The sequence below is a fragment of the Pseudomonas sp. Q12-87 genome (assembly GCF_001269755.1).
Lineage (GTDB): Bacteria > Pseudomonadota > Gammaproteobacteria > Pseudomonadales > Pseudomonadaceae > Aquipseudomonas > Aquipseudomonas fluorescens_S.
This window is the reverse complement of record NZ_LHVI01000019.1, coordinates 345034-371416: the sequence shown is the minus strand read 5'-3', so window position 1 is coordinate 371416 and position 26383 is coordinate 345034. Positions and strand designations below refer to the sequence as shown.

General features: G+C 59.3%; 25 protein-coding genes. 15 read left to right on the top strand and 10 right to left on the bottom strand.

Annotation, left to right across the window (positions count from 1 at the left end):
* Positions 1 to 77: 77 nt before the first annotated feature.
* Positions 78 to 956 carry a LysR substrate-binding domain-containing protein gene (locus AD663_RS13540; RefSeq protein ID WP_003181720.1) on the bottom strand — a complete coding sequence of 293 codons (879 nt, stop codon included), beginning with the start codon at positions 954 to 956 and terminating at the stop codon, positions 78 to 80.
* A gap of 153 nt (positions 957 to 1109) precedes the next feature.
* On the opposite strand from AD663_RS13540, the gene AD663_RS13535 reads away from it, so the two are divergent.
* The 6 genes from AD663_RS13535 (at position 1110) to AD663_RS13510 (ending at position 6311) form a co-directional block, all read left to right on the top strand.
* A complete protein-coding gene (locus AD663_RS13535) occupies positions 1110 to 1535 on the top strand; it encodes a VOC family protein (protein WP_003181718.1) in 426 nt (141 codons plus the stop codon).
* Positions 1536 to 1647: 112 nt separating this feature from the next.
* Positions 1648 to 2904: a cation:dicarboxylate symporter family transporter gene (locus AD663_RS13530; protein WP_003181716.1), complete on the top strand. Its 1257-nt coding sequence runs from the start codon at positions 1648 to 1650 to the stop codon at positions 2902 to 2904.
* A 99-nt stretch (positions 2905 to 3003) separates the two neighbouring features.
* Positions 3004 to 4107, top strand: coding sequence for an alkene reductase (locus AD663_RS13525; protein WP_003181714.1), 1104 nt, complete (start codon positions 3004 to 3006; stop codon positions 4105 to 4107).
* 75 nt (positions 4108 to 4182) lie between these two features.
* Positions 4183 to 4563, top strand: coding sequence for a nuclear transport factor 2 family protein (locus AD663_RS13520; RefSeq protein WP_003181711.1), 381 nt, complete (start codon positions 4183 to 4185; stop codon positions 4561 to 4563).
* A 59-nt stretch (positions 4564 to 4622) separates the two neighbouring features.
* The gene (locus tag AD663_RS13515) at positions 4623 to 5009 is read left to right on the top strand and encodes a nuclear transport factor 2 family protein (RefSeq protein ID WP_003181709.1); all 387 of its coding nucleotides are present in this window, start codon (positions 4623 to 4625) and stop codon (positions 5007 to 5009) included.
* Between the two features lie 303 nt (positions 5010 to 5312).
* A complete protein-coding gene (locus AD663_RS13510) occupies positions 5313 to 6311 on the top strand; it encodes a hypothetical protein (RefSeq protein ID WP_003181707.1) in 999 nt (332 codons plus the stop codon).
* A gap of 507 nt (positions 6312 to 6818) precedes the next feature.
* Here the strand turns inward: AD663_RS13510 and AD663_RS13500 are convergent.
* Entirely contained in the window at positions 6819 to 7013 is a 195-nt protein-coding gene (locus AD663_RS13500) for a hypothetical protein (protein WP_152632756.1), read from the bottom strand.
* 212 nt (positions 7014 to 7225) lie between these two features.
* On the opposite strand from AD663_RS13500, the gene AD663_RS13495 reads away from it, so the two are divergent.
* Entirely contained in the window at positions 7226 to 7825 is a 600-nt protein-coding gene (locus tag AD663_RS13495) for a TetR/AcrR family transcriptional regulator (protein ID WP_003181703.1), read from the top strand.
* Positions 7826 to 7860: 35 nt separating this feature from the next.
* On the opposite strand, the gene AD663_RS13490 is transcribed toward AD663_RS13495, so the two are convergent.
* Positions 7861 to 9099 carry an OprD family porin gene (locus tag AD663_RS13490; RefSeq protein WP_053213910.1) on the bottom strand — a complete coding sequence of 413 codons (1239 nt, stop codon included), beginning with the start codon at positions 9097 to 9099 and terminating at the stop codon, positions 7861 to 7863.
* Between the two features lie 271 nt (positions 9100 to 9370).
* On the opposite strand from AD663_RS13490, the gene AD663_RS13485 reads away from it, so the two are divergent.
* The 8 genes from AD663_RS13485 (at position 9371) to AD663_RS13450 (ending at position 17513) form a co-directional block, all read left to right on the top strand.
* A complete protein-coding gene (locus tag AD663_RS13485; RefSeq protein WP_053213909.1) occupies positions 9371 to 10318 on the top strand; it encodes a LysR family transcriptional regulator in 948 nt (315 codons plus the stop codon).
* 90 nt (positions 10319 to 10408) lie between these two features.
* On the top strand, positions 10409 to 11212 hold the full coding sequence (locus tag AD663_RS13480; protein ID WP_003181697.1) for a putative hydro-lyase: 804 nt from the start codon (positions 10409 to 10411) through the stop codon (positions 11210 to 11212).
* A gap of 40 nt (positions 11213 to 11252) precedes the next feature.
* Positions 11253 to 11795 carry a hypothetical protein gene (locus AD663_RS13475; RefSeq protein ID WP_053213908.1) on the top strand — a complete coding sequence of 181 codons (543 nt, stop codon included), beginning with the start codon at positions 11253 to 11255 and terminating at the stop codon, positions 11793 to 11795.
* Between the two features lie 18 nt (positions 11796 to 11813).
* Entirely contained in the window at positions 11814 to 12734 is a 921-nt protein-coding gene (locus tag AD663_RS13470; RefSeq protein WP_053213907.1) for a LysR family transcriptional regulator, read from the top strand.
* A gap of 122 nt (positions 12735 to 12856) precedes the next feature.
* Positions 12857 to 14236: a UDP-glucose/GDP-mannose dehydrogenase family protein gene (locus tag AD663_RS13465; RefSeq protein WP_003181692.1), complete on the top strand. Its 1380-nt coding sequence runs from the start codon at positions 12857 to 12859 to the stop codon at positions 14234 to 14236.
* Positions 14237 to 14409: 173 nt separating this feature from the next.
* Positions 14410 to 15117 carry an HPP family protein gene (locus tag AD663_RS13460; protein ID WP_053213906.1) on the top strand — a complete coding sequence of 236 codons (708 nt, stop codon included), beginning with the start codon at positions 14410 to 14412 and terminating at the stop codon, positions 15115 to 15117.
* A gap of 134 nt (positions 15118 to 15251) precedes the next feature.
* On the top strand, positions 15252 to 16358 hold the full coding sequence (locus AD663_RS13455) for an enoyl-CoA hydratase/isomerase family protein (protein WP_053213905.1): 1107 nt from the start codon (positions 15252 to 15254) through the stop codon (positions 16356 to 16358).
* Positions 16359 to 16361: 3 nt separating this feature from the next.
* Entirely contained in the window at positions 16362 to 17513 is a 1152-nt protein-coding gene (locus AD663_RS13450; RefSeq protein ID WP_053213904.1) for an acyl-CoA dehydrogenase family protein, read from the top strand.
* 1193 nt (positions 17514 to 18706) lie between these two features.
* Here AD663_RS13450 and AD663_RS13445 read toward each other — a convergent pair.
* The 7 genes from AD663_RS13445 to AD663_RS13415 form a co-directional block, all read right to left on the bottom strand.
* A complete protein-coding gene (locus tag AD663_RS13445) occupies positions 18707 to 19480 on the bottom strand; it encodes an enoyl-CoA hydratase (protein WP_053213903.1) in 774 nt (257 codons plus the stop codon).
* Between the two features lie 13 nt (positions 19481 to 19493).
* Positions 19494 to 20621 carry an acyl-CoA dehydrogenase gene (locus tag AD663_RS13440; protein WP_003181682.1) on the bottom strand — a complete coding sequence of 376 codons (1128 nt, stop codon included), beginning with the start codon at positions 20619 to 20621 and terminating at the stop codon, positions 19494 to 19496.
* 9 nt (positions 20622 to 20630) lie between these two features.
* Positions 20631 to 21818 (bottom strand): acetyl-CoA C-acyltransferase, encoded by a 1188-nt coding sequence (locus AD663_RS13435; RefSeq protein ID WP_003181679.1) that lies wholly within the window; start codon positions 21816 to 21818, stop codon positions 20631 to 20633.
* Positions 21819 to 21829: 11 nt separating this feature from the next.
* Entirely contained in the window at positions 21830 to 22591 is a 762-nt protein-coding gene (locus tag AD663_RS13430; RefSeq protein ID WP_003181677.1) for an SDR family NAD(P)-dependent oxidoreductase, read from the bottom strand.
* A 16-nt stretch (positions 22592 to 22607) separates the two neighbouring features.
* Positions 22608 to 24272, bottom strand: a complete 1665-nt coding sequence (locus AD663_RS13425; protein WP_053213934.1) for an AMP-binding protein — start codon at positions 24270 to 24272, stop codon at positions 22608 to 22610.
* Positions 24273 to 24564: 292 nt separating this feature from the next.
* Positions 24565 to 26103: a glycosyltransferase family 39 protein gene (locus tag AD663_RS13420; RefSeq protein WP_053213902.1), complete on the bottom strand. Its 1539-nt coding sequence runs from the start codon at positions 26101 to 26103 to the stop codon at positions 24565 to 24567.
* Positions 26090 to 26383 carry a lipid-A-disaccharide synthase N-terminal domain-containing protein gene (locus tag AD663_RS13415; protein WP_003181672.1) on the bottom strand — a complete coding sequence of 98 codons (294 nt, stop codon included), beginning with the start codon at positions 26381 to 26383 and terminating at the stop codon, positions 26090 to 26092. The genes AD663_RS13420 and AD663_RS13415 overlap by 14 nt, the downstream gene beginning before the upstream one ends.

Below are 26383 nucleotides of genomic sequence, written 5' to 3'. Positions count from 1 at the left end.
TGTACCTCGTCGACCTTGGCGAGGCGCACAACGGCGCCTTGCACAGCTTTCCCCTAGGGCTCTTTTTGCTTGAGCTGTTATCCGGAAAGTGCTGTTACCTGATCACTTATAAGCTGAGCCAACATTCGCACAGGCTCCGTAAAACTTTGCCGAGACCGATGTACCAATCCAATATCCCGGTGAAAGGTGTGCTGTCGCAAATCGAGCGCTCTTACTCCAGCGGGCCATTCTCGATAGGTTTCCGTCTGTGGCACCAGAGCTATGCCCACACCGTTTTCAACCAGCTTGACGATGGCGTCCAGTTCATCCAGTTCGCAGACCTCCCGCAAAGTGAAATGCATCTGCCGCAGGAAACGATCGACCTGCCTGCCGCCGAAGGACGATCGGTCATAGCGAATGAATGGCTGGCTGGACAGCAGTTCCGACCAGTCCTCTCCCTTTACGTCTCGTGGCACGATCAGTCGGTAGGGCTCTAGCGCCAACGTCGTCCAGCGTAAGTCACTTTGAAGGGAGAAGGGCGGCCGGATGATAACGGCCATGTCGATCTCGCCAGCGTCGACAAGGTTCACCAATTGCATCGACAGCCCTGGAATGACACGTGTGCGGCAGTGCGGACATTGTTGATGAAACTTGGCCAGCGCATCCGGCAAATAGGAGCGCTGTACGGACGCGATCGCGCCGATGTTGACCTGCACACTTGCCGGTTGTCCTACCGTCGTGGAGCCAAGGTTGTCGTAGAGCTTAAGCAGCTCTTGCGCTTGCAGAAGGATTTGGTGACCCATCTTGTTGAGGTGGGCTGAGCGTCCTTTTCGGTCGAAAATTTCGAAGCCGAGCTCAGCCTCCAGCCGTTGGATTTGCGCGCTGACGGCAGCCTGGGTGAGGCCGATCTTGTTGCCGGCAGCGGCAAATGTACCTTCCCGCGCCACGGCGATGAGTGTTTTGAGTTCCTTGATCATTCACAAATAATAATTGTGTTTCTAAGAAATATATATTGTTTTTTATGCTTGGTTTTCCGGTCTACGATGTTTTCATCCCCCGGCAAAGGCTGATCCCTGAGAGCCAATTGACGGTGGATTTTCGGCAACCAACAAAAAAATATTGGAGTTCTGATGAGCCTCTCGCCATTCCACCTCGCAATTCCTGTCTACGACCTAGCTGCAGCGCGCACCTTTTACGGTGAGGTTTTTGGTCTGGAAGAAGGGCGCTCCAGCACGCAGTGGGTAGATTTCGATTTCTATGGTCACCAACTGGTGATTCACGAACATCCAAAAACTGCTTCGCAGGAAAGCGTCCATAGCAACCCGGTCGACGGACACGATGTTCCGGTTCCACACTTCGGCATCATTTTAGGTTGGGAACAATGGGAGGCACTGGCCGAACGTCTGAAGTCGTTTGACACCGAGTTCGTGATCGAACCTTACATTCGCTTCAAAGGCCAAGTGGGTGAGCAAGCCACCATGTTTTTATTTGATCCATGCGGCAACGCTCTTGAGTTCAAAGCTTTCAAAGATATGAGTCAGCTCTTCGCCAAGTAACAACAGCCATGGCACAACAACGTTGTGCCATTTGATCTCAAGTGAGCTGGAAGCTCATGAATCTAGCAACTGCGAAAGACGCAGACCTTTCATTCCAACAAGAAGGCTAGACATGAAACGTATTCCCTTGGTGTGGCAAATCGTTGCCGGGCTGTTGCTTGGCGTGCTTGTCGGTTGGTACTTCAATACGCATCCGCATTATCAGACATGGGTGAGTGCGGAGATCCTCAAACCGCTCGGTGATATCTTCATCAAGATGATGAAGATGGTGGTTGTACCAATTGTGTTCTGTTGCATGATTCTGGGCATCGCGGGCGGTGGCGATAATAAGTCGTTTGGTCGTATGGGAATAAAATCGCTGGGCTACTTTTTTGCGATTACGGCCTTGGCCATTGTTCTCGGCTTGTGTTTCGCCAACATTTTCCAGCCGGGTACGGGTACCGACATTTCCGGTATTTCGCACGGTAGTGCAGCGATCACTTTGGAGCCGTCCAAAGGCGCATTGGTCATCTTGCAGAACATAGTCCCTGACAATGTACTGGTTGCTATGTCAGAAGCGAAGTTGCTGTCCGTGCTGTTTTTCGCCGTGCTGTTAGGCATGGCATTGAACGCTCTGCCGAAGGACAGGAGCGCACCGTTCATTGCGGTGGTTCAGAGCCTCTCCGATGCAATGTTCAAGGTTGTCTCAATGGTCATGGCTTACGCGCCGGTCGGTGTGTTTGGGATGATCGGCGCGACCGTGGCGACGTTTGGTTTCGCCTCGTTGTTGCCGTTGCTCAAGTTGATTGGAGTGGTCTATCTGGCGCTGATAGTGTTCGCATTGGTGATACTCGGAGGGATTTGCTACGTGATCGGCGAGAATATTTTCAAGTTGATCCGTTACTTTCGTAACGAGCTGATTTTGGCGTTTTCAAGTGCCGCGTCAGCTGCCGTCATGCCGCAGTTGATGACACGATTAGAGACCTATGGTGTACCGCGTCGGATCGTCAGTTTTGTGGTGCCGGTGGGTTATGCGTTCAACCTGGATGGCGCATCGATCTTTCTCGGTGTGGCAACAATTTTTGTGGCGCAGCTCTATGGCATCGACCTTTCGCTGTCGCAGCAGATCCTGTTGGTGGTGACGATGGTGCTGACTTCGAAGGGCGCAGCCGGGGTGCCGGGTTTTGCCATCATCATCTTGTCAGCGACCTTGGCGTCTGCCGGATTGCCGTTGGAAGGGGTCGCGTTGATTGCCGGCATTTTCAGGATCATCGACAGCGGCACCACGACGTTGAATGTTTTGGGTAATGCCATCGCACCTTTGGTGATCGCCAAGTGGGAAAGGGTCGAGCTGGAGCCTGCGCGAGCTCATCCGGCAGCGAGGAGCTAGTTGTTCGTCAGATGCCGATCACAAGTGAACGCCTGCTGGCATAGGGGCGTTTTTTTTAAGCTTTTTACTAGATGACCGGTCTAGTTATATGGGGTTTTTATGATTGATAACGCAGTAGACACCGACCTTTTTTCGCCGATGAATATGGGCGCGCTTCGACTGGCTAATCGAATTGTTATGGCACCCGTGACGCGGAGCCGAATGGCTGACGACGGCGTCCCGAATGAAATGCACGCGACCTATTACGCCCAGCGTGCCAGTGCCGGTTTGATCATCGCCGAAGCGACGAACATTTCCGCGCAGGGTCGAGGCTACGCCATGACCCCTGGTATCTGGTCAGAAGAACAGGTGTCTGGCTGGAGAAAAGTCACCAGCGCAGTGCACGCGGCGGGCGGCAAAATAGTCAGTCAGTTGTGGCACGTGGGGCGCTTTTCGAGTGTCGAGTTACAGCCCAACGGCGATGCGCCAGTGGCGCCTTCGGCAATCAAGGCTGAAGGTACTACCTACACCAACAATGGCATGGTTGAAGTGTCGATGCCTCGGGCACTGCAAACTTCAGAGATCCCAGGGATCATCGAGCAGTACCGGCATGCGGCAGAAAACGCAAAACGCGCCGGTTTTGATGGCGTTGAAGTCCATTCTGCCAACAGCTATCTGCTCGATCAGTTTCTTCGTGATTCCACCAATCAACGCACAGACCAATACGGTGGTTCCATTGAGAACCGTGCACGATTGACGCTGGAAGTCACTGAGGCAGTGGTTTCGATCTGGGGGAGCGAGCGAGTGGGGATTCGTCTTTCTCCCGTGACACCAGATGCCGGTAATACGCCACCAGACAGCAACGTCATGGCGACTTACGGTTACCTAATCCAGCAACTCAATCGATTCAATCTGGCCTACCTGCACTTCGTTGAAGGCGCCACGGCCACCTCTCGCACGGTTCCCGATGGCGTCGATCTGGATGCACTGAGTGCTCAGTTTGAAAACGCATTCATCGGCAACAACAACTACGACCTGGCGATGGCGCTTGAGCGTCGGGCGCGGGGGCGAATAGATGCGGTTGCGTTTGGTCGCCTGTTCATTTCCAACCCCGATCTCGTGGATCGCCTGCGTCGAGGCAGAGAGCTGACCATCGCGCCCCGTGAGAGTTACTACGGAGGAGGCGCCAAAGGTTATATCGATTGGCCTGTAGCTAACGCTTGAATGGCCGATGTCTACCAAAACAGTGCCCATCCAGCCCTTATGGGCATCGGAAATTCTTCAATCAGGAGTTCCACCATGAGCAATACAACTTACGTTCAAGAGTACAACGCGATCGTCGACGTGCTTAGCCAATACAGCGAAGGCGGTGCCAAGGCCAACAGCACTTTGATGAAGCCCGCGTTCAACGAGCATGCGACGATGTTTGGGGTCGACGGCGACAAGCTCGTCGGCGGTGCAATTCAGAATCTGTACGACATCATCGACAACTCTTTCCGCCCATCTCCCGAAGCCAAAGCAGCCATCGTGCGCATCGACATCGTGGGCACTGCCGCCAGTGCCCGGGTCGACACCGACAATGTTTCGGGATTTCGTTTCACTGACTTCTTCAACCTGCTGAAGGTAGAAGGCAAGTGGACAATCGTCAGCAAGATTTACCACACCCACCCGAGCGCATGACTCCTCAAACACCACTAGCGGGATGTGTTGTACCTCGCCCTTATTGTAAGGAAAGAACCATGTCAAAGAATATCAAGGCGGTATCAACTTCCGAGTACAACGCGGTCATCGCTACTGCCCACCAGTACGTTGAAGGTCTGCGTGTGGGCAGTGCCGAAGGCGTTGCGCAAGCCTTCCATAAAGACGCCGTGATGTACGGTTTCACAAATGGTGAACTACTTGGCGGCCCGATCAAGAACTTATTTGATTTCGTTCAGAAAAACGGCAGTGCCCCAGAAATAACGACTCGGCTCGACATCCTGGCGATCACACCCACAACAGCGGTGGTGCGTATAGATATGGAAAAAGATGCGATTGGTGCGGACTACAACGACTACCTGACGCTGATCAAGATGGATGGCGCCTGGAAGGTCATCGCCAAGGTTTATCACCAATTCGAAGGTTGAGCATTCACCGATCCCGGTTGAGTCGATGCCGGGATCGGCACTCGTGACGAACCGATGGCACTGCATCGCGAGCCTGAGCAGGGAAGGGAAGGGAAGGGAGGTTGCGCCACTGGGAGCGAAGTTCGCAAACTGCTCAGTCTCCCGGATTGGTTGTCGAGGGGCTTGGGTTCAGTAATAGTGCTAGCCTGTGCTGTGCTTTTAGACGCTGGTTGGCGCATTCGCCGGAGACTCAAGAGTTAGTGGCACATGCATGGATCGACCAAGACGCATCACTCTGGTTTCGTAGGGAAATAGGAAGTAAGCATGACGCTGATAATTACAGTTGCATCACCACTGTTTGTTATCCAAGCGGGGGATCGTCTTTTAACGACTCAGGCTGATGATAAGACCCAACAATTTGATGATAAGTCAAATAAGAATCTGATTTATGAAGCCAGTGATGGAATTTTAACGATTAGCTATTGTGGCGCTGCATTTATGCGAGGTAAGCCAACAGATGAGTGGATCGCAGAGCAGCTTGATACTCGCATAAGGATCCCAACCGACGGGTCTGATCCTTGGGCTATGCAACTGGGCGGCTTAGGCGAGCAAAAGCAGCTTCATTTTGATGGAGTCATAAAACAGATCAAGGAGAAGTTGACTAGGATTTCTCAAGGCGAATTATTGAGCTCAGGGTTGACGATTGTGATCGCCGGGTGGAAGCGCAAACGCGATAAGTGGAAGCGGGTGCTCATTGAAGTTAGCCGGAGCCGTAGTTCTTTGAAACTCTCTAATCCCGTCGGTTTCAAAGAACGCCCCGGCATAAAGGGAAATTGCGGTATCGACATGGTTGGTTCTGGTTGCCGCCCTGAAACCGAAGCTTATTTTGACGTCGAGTGGAAAGCAGTCCACGAAAGGCAAGGGCTTCCTGATTTCAGTGCTTATGAACAATATGTCTCGGACGTAAGAGATGCAATGGTGGCCACTATTAAGTTTGCCTCTACTATTGAGAAAACGGTGGGGGCTAACGTACATACAGCAACCATATACGGGCCCGAATACCAGTCTCATATTTGCTGTGAAACCCATTTTTTCAGCGATATGCTCCACCCAGCAGTGATTGAAACTCCAACAAAAATTGTGTCTGTGGCTGATGCCGGTGTTACGGGATGGGTGCTGTTTCCCGATATAGTCAAGGCTCCGGCATATCTGGTTGGTACAGAGCTTACTCAAGGGCGCTTTACCATATTGCGTTCTAACGGTTCACCTTCTCAGGCTGGTGTTCATCATTTTCAACAGACCGTTCCGAGGCGTAGAGCGTGAGCGGCCTGTATGACCGAGTACCTATTTGAACCCTTGAGACGATCGATTATTGCAGTCCCATAGCCTGCTTTCTGAACGCGCCAAGGTTCGCTACCCAATTACGAGAGATAACGTGAAGCTTATTGGCAAGGTCGCGGCAGCACTCTGGTGTGAAGAGTGCCGGCAGATCCTCTTGGGCACTAACATACTCAAGGATGTTGCCATGACACAGGGTGTGCCGAACCCTTACGAGTTCCACGTTCTGGCGGGTAGGCAAATTGGTTTCGAAATCTTGCTCACCTGGAAATGCTAAGGCGTCGATTGACATGCCATTGGCCCTAGCTTGGCGCAACAGTGAGTTACTGAGCAGTGAGATATCGTCAACGTTTCTCCGCATGGATTCCTGTATGAACACCTATGACATTGCATGGTGTTTAACATAATATACATTATGTGTAGTCTCATATACACCAACGAGCCCCAGTGCCAGTCGCTTTTCAACCCAGCAACCAGCTCCAAACCTGCTACTCACTGCCGCTTCACATACATCCCCATCAAACTATCCTCAGTACCCAGCTCCCCGTTGTAACCAATAGCCGCAAGGTCTTTCATCAACTGAACGTGATACGCACCATTCTTCGCTGGCGCTTGGGGTTCACGCACGACAATCAGGTTTTCGTTTTCCGTCGGTACGGTAACTTGCTCGGCCACGATACCGTTCAACGTGCCGCCAGGGTCAGCGAAAACAGCACACCGCTGACGAGCAAACGCATCCAACACTTCCTTGCTGAAATTAGGTGCCGCAGCTTATCGGCCCCAAGGCCGCACTGACAGCGCTCGCCGATTCGGTGGTTTGTCGATCGACCCTTTGATGTCGCTTGACATCAATGTATATTGTCGACTCTACCGCTGGTGTAACAACGAGGCACATAGGCATGAAAGTCACCAAAGCACAGGCCCAGGCGAACCGGGCACATATCGTCGAAACGGCTTCAGCCCTGTTTCGTGAGCGTGGCTATGATGGCGTCGGCGTGGCGGAGTTGATGGGGGCTGCCGGCTTCACCCACGGCGGGTTCTACAAGCATTTTGGCTCCAAGGCCGACCTGATGGCCGAAGCCGCCGCGTGCGGACTTGCGCAATCCCTGCAAAACAGCGCAGGCCTGGGCGTCGTTGAGTTCTTCAATCTGTACCTGTCACGAGACCACCGTGACACACGCGACGCAGGCTGTACGATGGCGGCCCTTAGCGGAGACGCTGCCCGTCAGTCCCCAGACGTCAAGGCAACGTTTGAGGTCGGGATTGAAAAAGTGGTCGCCGCGCTGCAGGGCGACCTCACCGAGCAAGACGACGCCCAACGACAGGCTATGCGGGCCAAGATGATCAACTTGCTGGCCCACGCAGTCGGTGCTGTTATGTTGTCGCGCGCCTGCCCGGATGACTCGTCGCTGGCGGACGAGATCTTGCAAGCCTGCCGCACAAGCATTCTCGCGTCGTTGTCGCCGCCTCATGACAGTGATTCGTCGACGACGGCTTGATGAGACAGCGCCGCTCATTGAGCGGCGTTGAATGCCTACCAAAGCGCCATCGTATAGCTGACGATCAATCGGTTCTCATCCAGATCATTCCCGAAATTCGACCGCACCGACGCATTGCGCCATTTGACCCCCAGCCCTTTCAATTTTCCGTCTTGCATCACGTAGGCAATGTCCGTGTTGCGTTCCCACTCCTTGCCCTCCCCCGGTGCACTGCGTTGTACGTTGTCACCCGATATATAGCGGGTCATGAAGGTCAAGCCGGGCATTCCAACGGCAGCAAAATTATAGTCATAGCGCGCTTGCCAGGAGCGCTCATCGACGTTGGCGAAATCGCCGATCTGCACGAAATTGACCAGGTACGGATCGCTGCGCCCGATATAGGGAAACGGATCGTCGCCACTCATGCGCTGATAGCCCAATCCCACCGCATGACCCGCCAGGCTGTAAGTGAACAGGGCGCCAAACGCCCGGTTGTCGAGATTGCGGAAGTTACCGTCCTCGGTACTGCGTGCGTAGCGCACATCACTTTTGAAGGACTGCCCTGCCCCCAGGTCCAGGCTATGGACAAGCCCGAGGTAGTTTTGCTGGTAGATGTTTTCCAACGTTCCGTAGCGGTATTGCGCGGTGAGATTAGGCAGGAACTGATAGTCCGCCCCGGCGAACTGGAACTTGTCGCTGCTGCCACCGATGCGGTTGGCGGTCATGTCCTGGTAGTCGGTGGAATCGACGAAGTTGATCTGCGTGAGTTGCCCAGCCGTCAGCTTCAAGCGATCGATTTCCTGCACGTTCAGCAGCCCTCCCTTGAATGTCCCGGGTAACAGGCGCGTGTCGTTGGAGCTCACCACCGGATCGCGGATTTGCAGCGTGCCCAACTTCAAGGTGCTGTTGGATACGCGCACCTTGGCGGTCAGCCCCAGTTCGCCATAGCGGTCCTGGGCGCCACCGGACAAATCCGCAGGCAAAAGATTGGTGCCTGCCGTGCCGCCACCGGAATCTAGCTTGAACCCGGCCATACCCAAGGCATCGAGGCCAAAACCCACGGTGCCGGTGGTGTATCCCGATTCCATTCGCAACAAGAAACCCTGCGCCCATTCTTCAGCCTTGTCCCGCGCACCTTGCTGGCGGAAGTCGCGGTTGAAGTAGAAGTTGCGGGCTTCCAGGCTGCCCTTGCTGTCGGCGATAAAATCGGCCTGAGCGTTCGGTATGCCGATCAGGCTGAAGCCAAGTACCGCACCGATCGGGCTGTAAATCCAATTGGTAGTGAAATGCCGCATGCTGTGCTCCTTTATTTGGACGCGAGCGTGCCCTCTCGGGGGCGTTGGGACCGCGTCCGATGGTTGTTGTTCTTAGAGGGTGTAGCGACAGTGGGCTACATGGCTCGTCCTGGCGGAGGCCTGCGCCGTGGAGCGGATTCTTCCCATCGAGACCTGGCAGCGTCAAACGGGAAAAAAGCCAGATCGGACATAAGAAAATTTGATGCGCTCGCGGGTCCGATCTGGAGTAACAATTGCAACCATAAGAACCATAAGCGCCAAGAGAACGCCCATGAACCTCAAATTCCTTGAAACTTTCGTCTGGGTTGCCCGGCTGCAAAGCTTCAGCCTCACCGCCGAGAAAATGTTCAGCACCCAGGCCGCCATCTCCAGTCGGATCGCTTCGTTGGAAGAGGAATTGGGCCTGCGCCTGTTCGTGCGCGATTCGCGCGGAGTTTCGCTGACGCCCGAAGGCCTCAAGGTGCTCGACTACGCCGAGCAGATGCTCGAAGTCCAGCGAGCGCTGAAGCAGTCACTGGACAGCAGCAGTCCACAGCAAGGCCTGGTGCGCATCGGCGTGATGGACACCGTGATCCATACCTGGCTCAGCCCGTTGATGGCGATGCTGATGCAAGCCTTCCCCGCCGTGGAAATCGAAATCACCGCCGATGCAGCGCGCAATTTGTGCGAGCAACTGCAAAAGGGTTACCTGGACATCGTGTTCCAGACCGATCTGGTCCGCCACGAAAGCGTGCGCAACCTCGAACTGGGGCATTACCCCATGAGCTGGATCGCCGCCAGCCACTCGATCTATGCCCGACCCTATGCTTCGCTGGTGGAGATGGCCGGCGAGCGCATCATCACCTTCGTCAAGCACTCGCGTCCTCACCAGGATGTGCTCAACCTGTTGTACGCCCATGGCGTCGGGGCGCCACGGGTCAGTTGTGTCAACTCGGTCTCGGCGATGACCCGGCTGATCCGCGACGGGTTCGGGATTGGCGCCCTGCCCGCTGCGCTGGTGGCCAAGCCTTTGGCCAACGGCGAGTTGATCCAACTGGAGCCCGGCGCCACCCTCCCCCAACTGGATGTGGTGGCGTCGTGGCGCGCCGGCATGGGCCTGGAGCTGATCGAGAGCATCATGCAGATGAGTCGTCAGGTGGTTGGCCAATACGCTATCGATGGCGGCCCGCAGCGCATGGTGGCCGCGCCCGGCCTGAACGGCCAATGGTCTCTTGAATAACTTTTGTTTGTGGGGGGTAGCAATATTCCTTGTTGGACGTGATCGCCGCGGTTTTCTACAAAGATCCCACGAACCCGTGGAGCACTCTTGATGAATCAACCGGCCCTGTCCTTCGAACAACTGCAGCAATACGCCCCGAGCGCTTTGCGCCAAAGCATCGCCGCCGGCCACTACCAGGGCCATACCAGCGGCCTGGGCCAGGGTCGGGTGCAAACCAACATCGTCATCCTGCCCAGCGACTGGGCCAATGAATTCCTGCGCTATTGCACCCTCAATCGCCAGGCCTGCCCATTGCTGGACGTCACCGAGCCTGGCGATCCGTTCTTTCGCAACCTGGGCGCCGCCATCGATATCCGCCATGAAGTGCCGCGCTACCGGGTCTATCGCCACGGCGAATTGACCGACGAGCCGGTGGACATCGAAGATCTCTGGCAAGACGATTGGGTGGCCTTTGCCCTTGGCTGTTCCTTTTCGTTCGAACAGCCCCTGCTGGAAGCTGGCATCCGTTTGCGGCACATCGATCTGGGACGCAACGTCGCGATGTTCCGGACCAGCATCGACACCCGCCCCACCGCCCGCCTCTCAGGCAAAATGGTGGTGACCATGCGACCCATGAAAGCCGCGGCAGCCATCCAGGCCATCCAGATTACCGGACGCATGCCCAATGTCCATGGCGCCCCGGTGCACATCGGAGACCCGTCGCTGATCGGGATTGGCTCCCTGGACGAACCGGATTTTGGCGACGCCGTGCCAGTGGAAGCGGACGAAATTCCAGTATTCTGGGCCTGCGGCGTGACCCCTCAATCGGTGGTCCAGGCGTCGCGCCCACCGCTGTGCATTACCCACGCGCCGGGCTGTATGCTGGTGACGGACTTATGGAACAGTGACTTGTGAGCCTCCAACGAGGCCGACTACGACCGGAAAAGGGCAAGCGATGAATACCCCCAGGCTATCGATCCAACAGTACATCAATGCCAAGGACGGCAACCGCCCTCACCTGCTCGAACACGCCTTCAAGCAGGACGCGCAGTTGGACATGATCGTGCGTACCGGCGCCATTTCCTTTCCCGGCCACGTTGAAGGCCGTGACGCCATTGGCGATGTGCTGGTCAGTCGCTTCGGGCAGACTTTCGAAAACGTCTACACGTTTTGCTTGGGCGCCCCGCCAACGGCGCAGGCAAGCACCTTTCAGTGCAAGTGGTTGGTGGCGATGTCGGACAAGGCCAGCGGCGAAGCGCGCGTCGGCTGCGGTCTATATGACTGGCAGTTCGATCCGCAATCAGGGCTGACCAAGCGATTGACCATCACCATCGAACACATGAAGACCCTGCCCTGCGCTGATTTGCCTACGGTCATGGCCTGGGTGTCGCAACTGGACTACCCCTGGTGCAGCGCCGAAGCCGCTGTGCGCAACATACCGGACTTGGCCGAGCTGCAAGAGGTGGTCAGCTACCTGGCGGATGCCGATACACAATAGCGCCCAGGAATCCTGCAAATGAATATCAAATTCTTGGAAACCTTCGTCTGGGTCGCCCGCCTGAAGAGTTTTCGTCTCACCGCCGAAAAGCTGTTCACCACCCAGGCGTCCATTTCCAGCCGGATCGCGGCGCTGGAGGATGAAATGGGCGTGCGCCTGTTCGTGCGCGACTCCAAGGGCGTGTCGCTGACCTCCGAGGGGCAGCGGGTGCTGGAGTATGCCGAGCGCATCATGGACACGATGCAAAGCATGAAGGCGGTGATCCACGATCCTCGACAGGTGCGCGGGCGGATCCGCATCGGGGCCATGGATACGGTGATCCACACCTGGCTCAGCCCGCTGGTCACGCGCCTGATGGAGCGCTATCCGGCGTTGGAAATCGAGCTGTCGGCGGACACCGCCAGCAACCTCTGTTCGCAGCTGGAAAAAGGCTATCAGGACATTATTTTCCAGACCGACATCCTGCGCCTGGACAGCGTGCGCAACGCATTGCTGACCCGTTATCCCATGCATTGGGTGGTGCGCAGCGGTTCTGGCTACGACCGGCCCTATGCCTCGCTGGAAGACCTTTCCCAGGAACGCATCGTGACGTTTTCGCGCAACTCACGGCCCCATCAGGACATCCTCAACCTGCTGCATTCGGCCAACATCGTCTCGCCGCGCATCAACTGCGTGAACTCGGCATCGGCCATCACTCGCCTGGTTCGCGATGGGTTCGGCATCGGCGCCATGCCGGCGGCACTGGTCTCGGGAGAACTGGCCCAAGGTACGTTGACCCTGGTGCAAGACGTGCCGCTGCCGCCGGTGATGGACATCGTCGCCAGTTGGCGAACCGGCGCCGGAATGGAACGGGTGGAAGACATAGTCAGCCTGACCCGGGAAGTGGTGGCCGCTTTCGTGGCGCAGTTGCCGCCAGAATGCGGCGTAGAGGCGACTTAAGCACGGCCTGCCGCAGCCTGTCAGTGAATTGCAACATCCCCGACTTATTCTGAAACGAGCGCACGACCGCCAATGGGCTGGTCGTGCATGTTCGCCCGCTCGGAATGTTTCAGGGAGTCGTCATGAAAATCAGCGTGTTCGGGAGTGGTTACGTAGGGCTGGTGCAAGCCGCCGTATTGGCTGAGGTCGGCCATGACGTGGTGTGCATGGACATTGACGAGCGCAAAGTCGACAGCCTTCGCCAGGGCCTGGTAAGCATCTTCGAGCCCGGTTTGGCGACGCTGGTGCGCGAAGGGCTGGAGGCCGGGCGCTTGCACTTCACCAGCGACGAACAACTTGCCGTGCAGCATGGCCAGGTACTGTTCATTGCCGTCGGCACGCCTTCCCGGGCCGATGGCTCGGCCGATCTGTGCCAGGTCCTGGCCGTCGGGGATGCAGTCGCCCGGCATCGCGAGCATCCCGTCATTCTCGTAGAGAAATCCACCGTGCCGGTGGGCACTGGCGATGTGCTGCGCACGCACATCGATAAATGCCTGCTCAAGGCCGGTCGCTTGTTGCAATTCGATATCGTCTCCAATCCTGAATTTCTCAAGGAAGGTTCGGCAGTCGCCGATTGCCGTCGCCCGGATCGCATCGTCATTGGCTGCGAGCGCGAGGAAGTACGGGAAACCATGCGCGACCTGTACGCACCGTTCAATCGCAACCACGATCGGGTCCTGTTCATGGACCTGCGCAGCGCCGAGCTGACCAAATACGCGGCCAACGGCATGCTGGCGACGAAGATCAGCTTCATCAACCAGATCGCGGAACTGGCCGAACACCTCGGGGCGGACATCGAGTCGGTGCGCCTGGGGATCGGCGCCGACTCGCGCATCGGCTATCACTTCATCTATCCGGGCTGTGGCTACGGCGGCTCGTGTTTCCCCAAGGACATGCGCGCCCTGATCCACACGGCTGAGCAAGCCAACTGCTCCAGCGACCTGCTGCAAGCGGTGGAGTCCATCAACCGGCGGCAGAAGCACAAGCTGTTCGAACGCATCAACGCGTTCTACAAGGGCGATCTGCGGGGCAGGACCTTCGCGCTGTGGGGTTTGGCTTTCAAGCCCAACACCGACGACATGCGCGATGCGCCGAGTCGCACCCTCCTGGAATCGCTATGGGCGGCGGGCGCCAGTGTCCGCGCCTTCGATCCAGAAGCCATGCAGCAGACCCAACTGCTCTACCCCAACGAGCCGAAGCTTATGCTGATGGGCACACCGGAATCGGTATTGCCAGGCGCCGATGCCCTGATCATTTGTACCGAATGGCAGCCGTTCAAGGCGCCGGATTTCAACTTGATCCAACAGCGACTCAAGGCGCCAGTGGTGTTCGACGGACGCAACCTGTATGACCCCGAGCGCATGGCAGACAAAGGGTTCACCTACTTCCCGATGGGGCGCGGCCAGTCGCACACCCTGCCCCTCGCCGAGCAAAACTGGTTTCAGGCGTCCAGAACTGCATGAAGTCCCTTACCTCAAAATTAATGAACTCAAGCAGCATTAATATGAATTTGTAAGCAGGAGTGGCGGACGGCACACTGTGCGGCGTTCCTCCCCCAACTGTTGGAACACTTAAAGGGCTTTCAGGGATTATCCGGTAAGCCCCTTTTTTTGTTCGTTTTTTGGATTTTCGCTGAATGCTTTCTCGCTGGTTCCCCGCTGCAATCAATACTCGTCCCACCGAATGGAGTCGTGCCGCCATCGGCATGGCGTTGGGGACCTTGTTCAGTGTCTGGCTCTGTGGCCAGGCCTTCGGCCTTGAAGTCGCGCAGCACCTGATCGGCCCCTTGGGCGCATCGGCGGTGCTCTTATTCGCGGTGTCATCGGGCGCCCTCGCCCAACCCTGGTCGATTTTCGGCGGTTACCTGTGCGCCTCGGTCGTTGCGCTGTTGGTGGCCCATGTGTTGGGCCGCACCTTGGGCAGCGCTTGCCTGGCGGCGGGCATGGCGTTGGTGCTGATGTGCTGGCTGCGTTGCCTGCATCCTCCGGCGGGTGCCCTGGCGGCCACGCTGGTGTTGGCCGACGCCTCCATCGTTGCCCTGGACTGGCAGGCCGTCGGTGCCGCGATGCTGGCCGGCTCCGGCCTGCTCGCCTTCGCGCTGGCCTATAACAATCTGACTCGGGTGCGCTATCCGAAACGGGCCAGCGAGCCGGTGGCCGTCATCCCCGCGGACCATCCCCCCGTCGACCGGCAGGCCATCACCGCTGAAGACTTGAAGCAGGCCCTGGCGGAAATGGAGGCATTCTTCGACGTGACCCCGGAAGATCTCGAGCAGTTGATTCACATCAGCGAGCGCAATGCCAAGCGTCGCAGCATCACGGAGGTGCTTTCGGGTCGCGGTTGATCCTGGGGCTGCTATAAATATGCAGACAGGACCTGCACGTATCCGGGTTGTGCTATGCAAATTTGCGCTGGTACGATCCTGCTCGGGTACGCGCGAATCAATTCGTAAAGAATAATAAAAGCAGGGAGTTAGCGATGACAGCTCAGGTTTCATCCCAAGCCGCCGGAACCGTCGAGGCCCACGTTCAAGAAATACTGGCCGAGGTCCGCAATCACATCGGCCACTTGACCCTGAACCGCCCCGCCGGCCTCAATGCCCTCACCCTGGGCATGGTGCGCAGCTTGCAGCAACAGCTCGACACCTGGGCACTCGATCCACAGATCCACGCCGTGGTGTTGCGTGGTGCTGGCGACAAAGCCTTTTGCGCTGGCGGCGATATCCGTTCGCTGTACGACAGCCACCGGCAAGGCGACACGCTGCATGAAGCATTTTTCGTCGAGGAATATGCCCTCGACCTGACGATCCACCACTACCGCAAACCGATCCTCGCCTTGATGGATGGCTTCGTACTGGGCGGTGGCATGGGGCTGGTGCAAGGCGCCGACCTGCGGGTCGTCACCGAACGCAGCCGCCTGGGCATGCCGGAAGTCGGGATCGGTTATTTCCCTGACGTGGGCGGCAGTTATTTCCTGCCGCGCATTCCCGGGGAGCTGGGCATCTACCTGGGGGTCAGTGGCGTGCAGATCCGTGCCGCCGACGCGTTGTATTGCGGCCTGGCTGATTGGTACCTGGACAGCCGCAAGCTCGGACAGCTCGATGAGCGTCTCGACCGGCTGGAGTGGCATGACACGCCACTCAAGGATCTGCAAAGCCTGCTGGCGAAGCTCGGTTTGCAACAGCTCCCCGCCCCGCCCCTGGCCGACCTGCGGCCGGCCATCGATCATTTTTTTGCCCTGCCCGACCTGCCGAGCATGGTCGAGCAGCTGCGCCAGGTCACGGTTGCCAACAGCCATGAATGGGCGACCAAGACTGCCGACCTGCTGGAGACCCGTTCACCCCTGGCCATGGCCGTGACCCTGGAGATGTTGCGCCGCGGTCGGCACCTGAGCCTGGAAAACTGTTTTGCCCTGGAGCTGCACCTGGACCGCCAATGGTTCGAGCGTGGCGACCTGATCGAAGGCGTGCGCGCCTTGCTGATCGACAAAGACAAGAACCCGCGCTGGAACCCGCCAACCCTGCAGGCGCTGGACGCCGGCCATGTGGCGAGTTTCTTCGACGGCTTCGACGACCACGGGAACTGAATCATGCACGACCTCGAACTGACCGAAGAACAAGTGATGATCCGCGACATGGCCCGGGACTTCGCCCGTGGCGAAATCGCCCCCCATGCCCAAGCCTGGGAAAAAGCTGGCTGGATCGATGACGGCCTGGTGGCGAAGATGGGCGAGCTGGGCCTGTTGGGGATGGTGGTGCCGGAAGAATGGGGGGGTACTTATGTCGATTACGTGGCCTACGCCTTGGCGGTGGAGGAAATCTCCGCCGGCGATGGCGCCACCGGGGCGTTGATGAGCATCCACAACTCGGTGGGTTGCGGCCCTGTGCTGAATTTCGGTACCGATGAGCAAAAACAGACCTGGTTGGCCGAACTCGCTAGTGGCCAAGCCATCGGCTGCTTCTGCCTGACCGAGCCCCAGGCCGGCTCCGAGGCCCATAACCTGCGCACCCGGGCCGAGCTGCGGGATGGTCAATGGGTCATCAACGGCGCCAAGCAGTTCGTCAGTAACGGCAAGCGCGCGAAACTGGCGATTGTGTTTGCCGTGACGGACCCGGAGCTGGGCAAAAAAGGCATCTCGGCGTTTCTGGTGCCCACCGATACCCCCGGTTTCATCGTTGATCGCACCGAACACAAGATGGGCATCCGTGCCTCGGACACCTGCGCCGTCACCTTGAATAACTGCAGCATCCCCGAGGCAAATCTGTTGGGCGCGCGGGGCAAAGGCCTGGCCATCGCCCTTTCCAACCTGGAAGGCGGCCGTATCGGCATCGCCGCCCAAGCCCTGGGCATCGCCCGGGCCGCGTTCGAAGCAGCGCTGGCTTACGCGCGAGACCGGGTGCAGTTCGATAAACCGATCATCGAACACCAGAGCATCGCCAACCTGCTGGCCGACATGCACACCCGCCTGAACGCCACCCGCCTGCTCATCCTCCACGCCGCCCGTTTGCGCAGCGCCGGCAAACCCTGCCTGTCAGAAGCCTCCCAGGCCAAGCTGTTCGCCTCGGAAATGGCTGAGAAAGTCTGCTCCTCGGCCATACAGATCCATGGTGGGTATGGGTATCTAGAAGACTATCCGGTGGAACGTTACTACCGGGATGCGCGAATCACCCAGATCTACGAAGGCTCGAGCGAAATCCAGCGGATGGTCATCGCCCGCGAGTTGAAGCACTACCTGGTTTGATGGCTGGAAAAGCATCGCGAGCAGGCTCGCTCCCACATTGGTTCAGTGCCGTATGCAAATGCCGCGTACACCATTGGCCCCTGTGGGAGCGGGCTTGCTCGCGAAAACGGTGGGTCAGCTTGAAGTGACGGTGGATGTGCCGACGCCTTCGCGGGTAAACCCACTCCCACAGGGTCCCGTGGTGTATGCAAATGCTGCGTACACCCGCGATCCACTGTGGGAGCGGGCTTGCTCGCGAAAGCGGTGGGTCAGCTTGAAGTGATGGTGGATGTGCCGCCGCCTTCGCGGGTAAACCCGCTCCCCAGGGTCCAGTGGTATATGCAAATGCTGCGTACACCCGCGATCCATTGTGGGAGCGGGCTTGCTCGCGAAAGCGGTGGGTCAGCTTGAAGTGATGGTGGATGTGCCGCCTTCGCGGGTAAACCCGCTCCCACAGGGTCCAGTGGTGTATGCAAATGCTGCGTACACCAGCGATCCACTGTGGGAGCGGGCTTGCTCGCGAAAGCGGTGGGTCAGCTTGAAGTGATGGTGAATGTGCCGCCGTCTTCGCGGGTAAACCCGCTCCCACAGGGTCCAGTGGTGTATGCAAATGCTGCGTACACCCGCGATCCACTGTGGGAGCGGGCTTGCTCGCGAAAGCGGTGGGTCAGCTTGAAGTGATGGTGGATGTGCCGACGCCTTCGCGGGTAAACCCACTCCCACAGGGTCCAGTGCCTTACGCAAATGCCGCGTACACCAGCGATCCACTGTGGGAGCGAGCTTGCTCGCGAAAGCGGTGGGTCAGCTTGAAGTGATGGTGGATGTGCCGACGCCTTCGCGGGTAAACCCGCTCCCACAGGGTCCCGTGGTGTATGCAAATGCTGCGTACAACAGCGATCCACTGTGGGAGCGGGCTTGCTCGCGAAAACGGTGGGTCAGCTTGAAGTGATGGTGGATGTACCGACGCCTTCGCGGGTAAACCCGCTCCCACAGGGTCCAGTGGTGTATGCAAATGCTGCGTACACCCGCGATCCATTGTGGGAGCGGGCTTGCTCGCGAAAGCGGTGGGTCAGCTTGACGTGATGGTGAATGTGCCGCCGCCTTCGCGGGTAAACCCGCTCCTACAGGGTCCAGTGGTGTATGCAAATGCTGCGTACACCCGCGATCCATTGTGGGAGCGGGCTTGCTCGCGAAAGCGGCGGTAAAAACGCCGCTTACTTGTCCTGGAACTCTGCCGGGCGCTTTGCCACGAATGCTGCCATGCCTTCCTTCTGATCCTGCGTCGCAAACGCCGCATGGAAGACTCGGCGCTCGAAACGCACGCCTTCGGACAGGCTCACTTCAAAGGCGCGGTTGACGCTTTCCTTGACCATCATGCTGATAGGCACGGACTTGGAAGCGATCAACGCGGCGGTTTTCAGCGCGTCGTCCAACAGCTCGTCAGCCGGTACGATCCGCGCCACGATACCGCAGCGCTCGGCTTCCACTGCATCGATGAAGCGCCCGGTCAGGCACATTTCCATGGCCTTGGCCTTGCCTACCGCCCGAGTCAGGCGCTGCGTCCCGCCCATGCCTGGCAGCACACCGAGGTTGACTTCCGGCTGGCCGAACTTGGCGGTGTCGCCGGCCAGGATGAAGTCGCACATCAAGGCCAGCTCGCAGCCGCCGCCCAAGGCAAAGCCGTTCACCGCCGCGATGATCGGCTTGCGGCGGTTGGCCACGCGATCGCTGTCGCTGAACAGGTCATCAAGATAGATCTGCGGATAGGTCAGGTCGGCCATTTCCTTAATGTCGGCGCCGGCGGCAAAGGCTTTCTTCGAGCCGGTGAGCACGATGCAGCCAATCTTCGGATCCGCTTCCAGAAGGTCCAGCGCCTGGTTCAGCTCGCTGACGATCTGCGCGTTCAGGGCATTCAAGGCCTGGGGACGGTTGAGGGTGATCAGGCCGACGCGGTCCTTGATCTCCAATAAAATCGTTTCGTAGCTCATGCAGGACTCCTGTTCAAAGATTGCGCGAAATGACCATGCGCTGAATGTCGCTCGTGCCTTCGTAGATCTGGCAGACCCGCACGTCGCGGTAGATGCGCTCCAGCGGGAAGTCGTTGAGGTAACCGTAGCCGCCCAGGGTTTGCAACGCCATGGAGCAGACTTTTTCCGCCATTTCCGAGGCGAACAGCTTGGCCATCGACGCCTCCACCAGCGCAGGCTGGCCGTTGTCCCGCAGGGCGGCGGCGTAGTGCACCATTTGCCGGGCCACGGCGATCTGCGTCGCCATGTCCGCCAGACGGAACGCCACGGCCTGATGCTCGATGATCGGCTTGCCGAAACTGTCCCGTTCGCGGGCATAGTCGCGGGCGGCCTCGAACGCAGCGCGGGCCATGCCCACCGACTGCGCCGCGATCCCCACGCGCCCGCCTTCCAGGTTCGCCAGGGCGATCCTGTAGCCCTCGCCCTCCTCGCCCAAGCGATTGGCCACCGGCACCTTCACGTCCTCGAAGAGAATCTGGCAAGTGTCGGAAGCGTGCTGGCCAAGCTTGTCCTCGACCCGCGCCACGGTATAGCCCGGCGAATCGGTCGGCACGATGAACGCCGTGATGCCGCGCTTGCCCGCGCTTGGATCAGTCACCGCAAACACAATCACCACGCCGGCGTTTTGCCCGGAGGTGATGAACTGTTTGCAGCCGTTGAGCACATAGTGATCCCCCTCCAGTCGCGCCCGGGTCTTGAGGCTGCTGGCATCCGAACCCGCTTGTGGCTCGGTCAGGGCAAAGGCACCGAGCATCGTGCCGCTGGCCAACGGCGTGAGGAACCGAGCCTTTTGCTCGTCACTGCCGAACTTGAGGATCGGTACGCAGCCCACCGAATTGTGCACGCTCATGATCGTCGAGCACGCGCCGTCGCCTGCGGCGATTTCTTCCAGCGCCATGGCGTAGGCCAGGTAGCCGGTGTCGCAACCGCCCCACTGCTCCGGCACGAGCATGCCAAAGAAACCCAGCTCGGCCATCTCGGCGATGGCTTCTTTCGGGAAGCGGTGCTCGCGGTCCCATTCGGCGGAAAACGGCTTCAGGCGTTCCTGGGCAAATTGCCGGGCCGCGTCGCTGATTTGAGTCTGTTCTTCAGTCGGGAGCATGGTGATTCCTTAATACAGGCATTCGACGGCCATCGCCGTGGCTTCGCCGCCGCCGATGCAAATCGCTGCAACGCCGCGCTTGAGGCCTTTCTGACGCAAGGCCGAGAGCAGCGTTACCAGGATTCGCGCCCCGGATGCGCCGATTGGATGACCCAGTGCGCATGCACCACCGTGGACGTTGACTTTGTCGTGGGCCACTCCAAGCTTGTCCATGGTCACCAGACCCACCACGGCAAAGGCTTCGTTGATTTCAAACAGATCGACTTCATCCAACGACCAGCCGGTCTTGCGCATCAGTTTCTTGACAGCGCCAATCGGTGCGGTCGGGAACAGGCCCGGAGCGTCGGCAAAAGCTGCGTGGCCGTGAATCACCGCCAAGGGCTTCAAGCCACGTTCGGCAGCCTGGCTCTGGCGCATCAGCACCAGCGCGGCGGCGCCGTCGGAAATGGAGCTGGAGTTGGCCGCGGTCACGGTGCCGCCGTCACGGAACGCCGGCTTGAGCGAGGCGATCTTGTCGATTCGCGCCTTGGGCGGTTGTTCGTCGTGGCGCACGGTCACTTGCTCCTTGCCGACCATCACCTGCAACGGCACGATCTCGGCCTCGAAACCGCCATCCTTGATGGCCTGTTGGGCGCGGGTGGTGGAAGCAATCGCGAAGGCATCCTGGGCCTCGCGGCTATAACCGTTGGCCTCGGCGCAATCCTCAGCGAAGGTGCCCATCAGGCGGCCCTTGTCGTAGGCGTCCTCCAGACCGTCAAGGAACATGTGGTCGAGCACCTTGCCGTGGCCCATGCGCAAGCCGCTACGGGCACGATCGAGCAGATAGGGGGCGTTGGACATGCTTTCCATGCCGCCCGCCACGATGACGTCGGCGCTGCCGGCAATGAGCATGTCATGGGCGAGAATCGCCGCTTCCATGCCCGAACCGCACATCTTGTTGAGGGTGGTGCAGCGGGTCGACTTGTCGAGGCCGGCTCCCAGCGCAGCCTGGCGCGCGGGTGCCTGGCCCTGGCCGGCGGCAAGCACACAGCCGAACAGCACTTCTTCCACCGCATCGGGTGCGAGGCCGGCTCGTTCCACGGCTGCCTTGATAGCGGCGGAGCCCAGTTGCGGGGCGCTGAGGCTTTTCAATTCGCCCTGGAAACCACCCATGGGGGTGCGGACAGCGCTGACGATAACAATCGGATCGTTGGACATGACTATCTCTCCTACTTGGCCGCCATGCGCAAGGCACCGTCGAGACGGATCACCTCGCCATTGAGCATGCTGTTTTCAATGATATGCCTGGCCAGCGCCGCGTACTCGGCGGGTTTGCCCAGGCGCGGCGGGAACGGCACACCGGCCGCCAGGGAGTCGCGGACTTCGGGCGTCATGCCGGCCATCATCGGAGTTTCGAAAATGCCCGGGGCGATGGTCATCACGCGAATGCCGAAGCGAGCCAGCTCCCGGGCCGCCGGCAGCGTCAGGCTGGCAATGGCGCCTTTGGACGCCGCATAAGCCGCCTGGCCGATCTGGCCGTCGAACGCAGCCACCGACGCGGTGTTGATGATCACCCCGCGCTCGCCGTCGCTGTCAGCCTCGGTTTCGGCAATGGCCGCAGCCGCCAGGCGCAGCAGGTTGAAGCTGCCGATCAGGTTGACGTTGATCACCTGAGTGAAGCTGGCCAGGGCGTGCGGGCCATTCTTGCCGAGGATTTTCTCGCCGCGCACGATACCGGCGCAGTTCACCAGGCCGTTGAGGCCACCAAAGGCCTCGACCGTGGCCTTGACCGCCGCTTCTGCCGCCGCCTCGTTACTGATATCCGCGACCACGCTGTGGCAGCCAAGTTTCTGCGCCTGGGCGGCGACGGCGTCAGCGTTGAGGTCCACCAGCATCACCTTGGCGCCGGCCTTGACCAGCATCTCGCCAGTGGCCGCACCGAGGCCGGACGCGCCGCCACTGACGAGGAAAATCTTATTGTCGATCTGCATCATGGTTTCCTTGGGTTCAAGCTGAAGCGTTCTGCGCCGCCGCCTCTTGAGCTTTGGCGATTTCCTGGTTGCGCAAGATAAAGCGCTGCAACTTGCCGCTGGGGGTTTTCGGCAAGTCGCTGACAAATTCGATTTCGCGGGGATAGGCATGGGCCGCCAGGCGCTTGCGCACGTGCTGGCGCAGTTCTTCGGCCAGCTCCGGCGCGGCGCGGTATTGGCCACTGAGCACCACGAAAGCCTTGACCACCTCGGTACGCTCCGGATCAGGCTTGCCAATAACCGCGGCCTCGACCACCGCCGGGTGCTCGATCAGCGCACTTTCAACGTCGAACGGGCCGACACGATAGCCCGACGTGGTAATGACGTCGTCGCTGCGCCCTACGAAGCTGATGCTGCCGTCGGGGTTGAACTCCACGGTGTCACCACTGAGGTAGTAATCACCGACGAAAGACTTGGTCGGTCCACCCTCATAGCCGGCGAACCAGCACATCGGCGACCGGCTGCGGTCCACCGCAAGGATGCCCGGCTGGCCGACGCCTAGCTCCTGGTGATGTTCGTCCAGCACCACGATCCGGTGACCTGGCGAGGCGAAACCAGCCGCACCGAGGTGCACCGGGTGCTCCAGGCCATGGTGGTTGCACAGCACCATGCCCAGTTCGGTCTGGCCGTAATGATCGTGAATCACCACGTTGAGGTTGTCGGCGAACCAGCGGATCACCTCCGGGTTCAGCGGCTCGCCGGCGCTGCTGACGATGCGCAGCTTGCCCTTGATCGACCGGGCGAATTGCTCGCCGCCGGCGATCAGCAGGCGATAAGCCGTGGGCGAGCCGGTCAGGTTGGTAATGCCGTATTTGTTGATCACCCGGCAGGTGCTTTCCAGGGTAAACGGACCATCGTAAAAGGTGATCGGATGCCCCATCGCCAACGGTCCGGTCACGCCAAAATAGATACCGTAGGCCCAGCCCGGGTCGGCGACGTTCCAGAAAGCATCCTCCGGACGCAGGTCGACGGCATCGCGGGTGTAGCTCTGGAACGCGACGATGGCCTTGAGCGGCACCGACAGCGCCTTGGCCGGTCCGGTGGTGCCGGACGTGAACATCATCAGGAAGGGGTCTTCACCCGTGAGCATCACCGGCTCGCACTGGTTGGAATGGTTCGCCACTTCGGCCCAGAAGCTGTAGTCGCCACGCACGATGCCCTGACCTTTCGCGCCGCCAACCGTGACCACGGTAGGGCAAGCGGCGACTTCGCTGAGTTTCGGACGGTTGACGGCGTCGGTGACGACAATGCGCGCACCTGAGCTGCCCAGGCGATGTTCGATGGCCTTGGGCCCGAATGCGGTGAACAAGGGCTGATACACCGCCCCGATGCGCCAGGTGGCCAATACCACGATCAACAGTTCAGCGGTGCGCGGCAACAGGCCGGCGACTCTGTCGCCCTTGCCTACGCCCTGGGCCAGGAGGAAATTGGCAAAACGCGCGGCATTGTCCTGCAGGTCACGGTAGGTCCAGGTTGCCTCGCTGCCGTCACGGCCTTCCCAGAACAATGCAATTCGCCCCGGCAAGGCGTGCCGGTCGCAGCACTCGACGCAGGCGTTGAGCGCCTCGAGCGAGCCGTGCAACGCGGCATTGACGGTGTGCAGGTAATCGAATTGCGAAGTGGCGGACGAATAATCGCGCATGACCAGCATCCCTCTGTACTTTTTATTGGTGGGGGAACCGTAGATAACAGGGAAATACTCGCGCCGAAGGGCGCTGGCGGCAATGGTCAAAGCCATCAAGTTGCTTGACTGGTTTGGCCATGGTTTGGGTGATGGGTTGTCTATCCAGTCCTTGTGGCGAGGGAGCTTGCTCCCGCTGGGGCGCGAAGCGGCCCCAAAACCTGACAACCCGGTGTATCAGGCAAATTGCTCTGGGGCCGCTTCGCAGCCCAGCGGGAGCAAGCTCCCTCGCCACGGGGTAGTGGTCCAGACGCTACAAAGGATGCGCCCATGCGAATGAATAGACTTTCTCTGGCGCAGGCGACAGGCAGTTGCGGTTGTCCGCATCAGCCCCCACCAGGAACCATTCGGCTCTGGAGGTATTGCCGACCCGGCGGGCTTTTTGCGGGTCGTAGCAGCGTGCCAGATCGTGCCCGGGCACCAAGGCGTAGTCCTGCGGATGACTGCGAAGCCATACGGCGGACTGTTCCAGGGCTTGGTGGCTGTAAAAGCCAAAATGCACGATAGGTTGCTGGGCGAACAACCAATGGCCCTCACGCCATCCCACAAGCACCAACTGGGCATTTGCCGTCAGCCCCGCGACGTCGTGCATCAGGGTTTCGTGGGGGTTGATGCCTTCCTCGTGCGGCTCGATGAAGCCGCGCACGAACCAGGCGCATAACCACACCGACGCCAGCACGGAAAATGCCACCCTGCCCCTTGGATGCCGGCCGAACCAGCGCCGCAGCACCCACGGCACCAGAGGCGCCACCAGCAGGATCAACGCAGGCAGCGCAGGAAAGATGTACAGCTTGCGCTTGCCGCTGCTCAGGCTGAAGAACAGCAGCACCAGCACCACCCAACCGAGCAGCACCAACACTCGACCGTCGTGCTTGAGCAATTGCTTGCGCCAGGCCGGTACCAGCCAGGGCAGCATGAACACCATCGGCAGCCAGTACTTCGGGATCACGTGGACGAAAAAATACCAGAAAGGTTCGCGATGTTCCCAGGCGCTGGCATAACGGCCGGCGGTCTGCTTGAGCAGGATTTCCTGGGCGTAGGCCAGGCTATCGGGGCCGCCCTGCCCCACGATCACCAGCAGAGGCCCAAGCCAGAGGGCAACCGCCGCCAGCGCCACGGCCAGCCCCAGCCACCAGGCCCGCGCCTTGCCCGGCATGGGCACGACGCCGCGCCAGCCTTTGCGCACCGCATAGGCGTAGGGAATCAGCATCAGCGCTGGCAGGAAACCCACGCCCTTGCTGATGATCCCGAACCCCATCGCCGCGCAGGCAACGTAGTACCAGCGCCAGGCCGGGCCGAGCAACAGGTGCCGGCACAAGCCGTAGATACCCAGGATCGTCCAGAGCGCGAGGAACCCATCGATCTGCCCGGTGCGCAAGATGCTGTAGGTCTGGTACGTGGCCAGGAACAGCAGCGCCGCGATCACCCCCACGCGCCGGCCCCACAAGCGCCGGCCCAAGTCATACAGGCACGCCGTGGTCACGGCGCTTGCGAGCAGCGCAGGCAGATACAGGGCGACTTTGGGCAGGTGGGTCAACTGCACGAACAGCGCCACCGCCCACATGAACAGCGGCGGTTTGTCCGCATAGATTTCACCGGCACGATGGGGAATGAACCACGCGCCGTTCTGCAGCATTTCCAGGGCGACGCCGAGAAAGCGCTCCTCGTCGACATTCAGCGGCTGGCGCCAGCCGAGGCCGGCGCCAACCAGGATCGTCGCCAGCGCTACAAGCACCCACAGCTCCAGCCGCGAGGAAGATAATCGTATCCGCACCGTCTCAGCCCTTCTCATCCAGTCCGCCGCCTTCACGGGCGTGATGCTTGGCGATCAATTGCAGGTTGCGCAGATACACAACGAAGCCGAACGACTGGCCGACAATGAACACCGGGTCTTCTCGGTAGATGGCGTAAGCCAGCAACAGCGCGCTGCCGACGATGCTCAGGTACCAGAATCCCACCGGGATCATGCTGCGTTTCTTGTATTCGCTATAGAGCCATTGCAGGGCAAAACGCCCGGTGAACGCCAATTGACCACCAAAGCCAACGGCCAGCCACAAAGATTCTCTGCCCAT

Excerpts from the sequence above, each read along its gene's own strand:
- AD663_RS13460 (WP_053213906.1), top strand. The coding sequence starts at position 14,410 with ATGCTTTCTCGCTGGTTCCCCGCTGCAATCAATACTCGTCCCACCGAA.
- AD663_RS13430 (WP_003181677.1), bottom strand. The coding sequence starts at position 22,591 with ATGCAGATCGACAATAAGATTTTCCTCGTCAGTGGCGGCGCGTCCGGC.
- AD663_RS13465 (WP_003181692.1), top strand. The coding sequence starts at position 12,857 with ATGAAAATCAGCGTGTTCGGGAGTGGTTACGTAGGGCTGGTGCAAGCC.
- AD663_RS13540 (WP_003181720.1), bottom strand. The coding sequence starts at position 956 with ATGATCAAGGAACTCAAAACACTCATCGCCGTGGCGCGGGAAGGTACA.
- AD663_RS13450 (WP_053213904.1), top strand. The coding sequence starts at position 16,362 with ATGCACGACCTCGAACTGACCGAAGAACAAGTGATGATCCGCGACATG.
- AD663_RS13475 (WP_053213908.1), top strand. The coding sequence starts at position 11,253 with ATGAATACCCCCAGGCTATCGATCCAACAGTACATCAATGCCAAGGAC.
- AD663_RS13435 (WP_003181679.1), bottom strand. The coding sequence starts at position 21,818 with ATGTCCAACGATCCGATTGTTATCGTCAGCGCTGTCCGCACCCCCATG.
- AD663_RS13455 (WP_053213905.1), top strand. The coding sequence starts at position 15,252 with ATGACAGCTCAGGTTTCATCCCAAGCCGCCGGAACCGTCGAGGCCCAC.
- AD663_RS13485 (WP_053213909.1), top strand. The coding sequence starts at position 9,371 with ATGAACCTCAAATTCCTTGAAACTTTCGTCTGGGTTGCCCGGCTGCAA.
- AD663_RS13495 (WP_003181703.1), top strand. The coding sequence starts at position 7,226 with ATGAAAGTCACCAAAGCACAGGCCCAGGCGAACCGGGCACATATCGTC.
- AD663_RS13440 (WP_003181682.1), bottom strand. The coding sequence starts at position 20,621 with ATGCTCCCGACTGAAGAACAGACTCAAATCAGCGACGCGGCCCGGCAA.
- AD663_RS13525 (WP_003181714.1), top strand. The coding sequence starts at position 3,004 with ATGATTGATAACGCAGTAGACACCGACCTTTTTTCGCCGATGAATATG.
- AD663_RS13520 (WP_003181711.1), top strand. The coding sequence starts at position 4,183 with ATGAGCAATACAACTTACGTTCAAGAGTACAACGCGATCGTCGACGTG.
- AD663_RS13420 (WP_053213902.1), bottom strand. The coding sequence starts at position 26,103 with ATGAGAAGGGCTGAGACGGTGCGGATACGATTATCTTCCTCGCGGCTG.
- AD663_RS13490 (WP_053213910.1), bottom strand. The coding sequence starts at position 9,099 with ATGCGGCATTTCACTACCAATTGGATTTACAGCCCGATCGGTGCGGTA.
- AD663_RS13535 (WP_003181718.1), top strand. The coding sequence starts at position 1,110 with ATGAGCCTCTCGCCATTCCACCTCGCAATTCCTGTCTACGACCTAGCT.
- AD663_RS13425 (WP_053213934.1), bottom strand. The coding sequence starts at position 24,272 with ATGCGCGATTATTCGTCCGCCACTTCGCAATTCGATTACCTGCACACC.
- AD663_RS13480 (WP_003181697.1), top strand. The coding sequence starts at position 10,409 with ATGAATCAACCGGCCCTGTCCTTCGAACAACTGCAGCAATACGCCCCG.
- AD663_RS13470 (WP_053213907.1), top strand. The coding sequence starts at position 11,814 with ATGAATATCAAATTCTTGGAAACCTTCGTCTGGGTCGCCCGCCTGAAG.
- AD663_RS13445 (WP_053213903.1), bottom strand. The coding sequence starts at position 19,480 with ATGAGCTACGAAACGATTTTATTGGAGATCAAGGACCGCGTCGGCCTG.
- AD663_RS13530 (WP_003181716.1), top strand. The coding sequence starts at position 1,648 with ATGAAACGTATTCCCTTGGTGTGGCAAATCGTTGCCGGGCTGTTGCTT.
- AD663_RS13515 (WP_003181709.1), top strand. The coding sequence starts at position 4,623 with ATGTCAAAGAATATCAAGGCGGTATCAACTTCCGAGTACAACGCGGTC.
- AD663_RS13510 (WP_003181707.1), top strand. The coding sequence starts at position 5,313 with ATGACGCTGATAATTACAGTTGCATCACCACTGTTTGTTATCCAAGCG.
- AD663_RS13415 (WP_003181672.1), bottom strand. The coding sequence starts at position 26,383 with ATGGGCAGAGAATCTTTGTGGCTGGCCGTTGGCTTTGGTGGTCAATTG.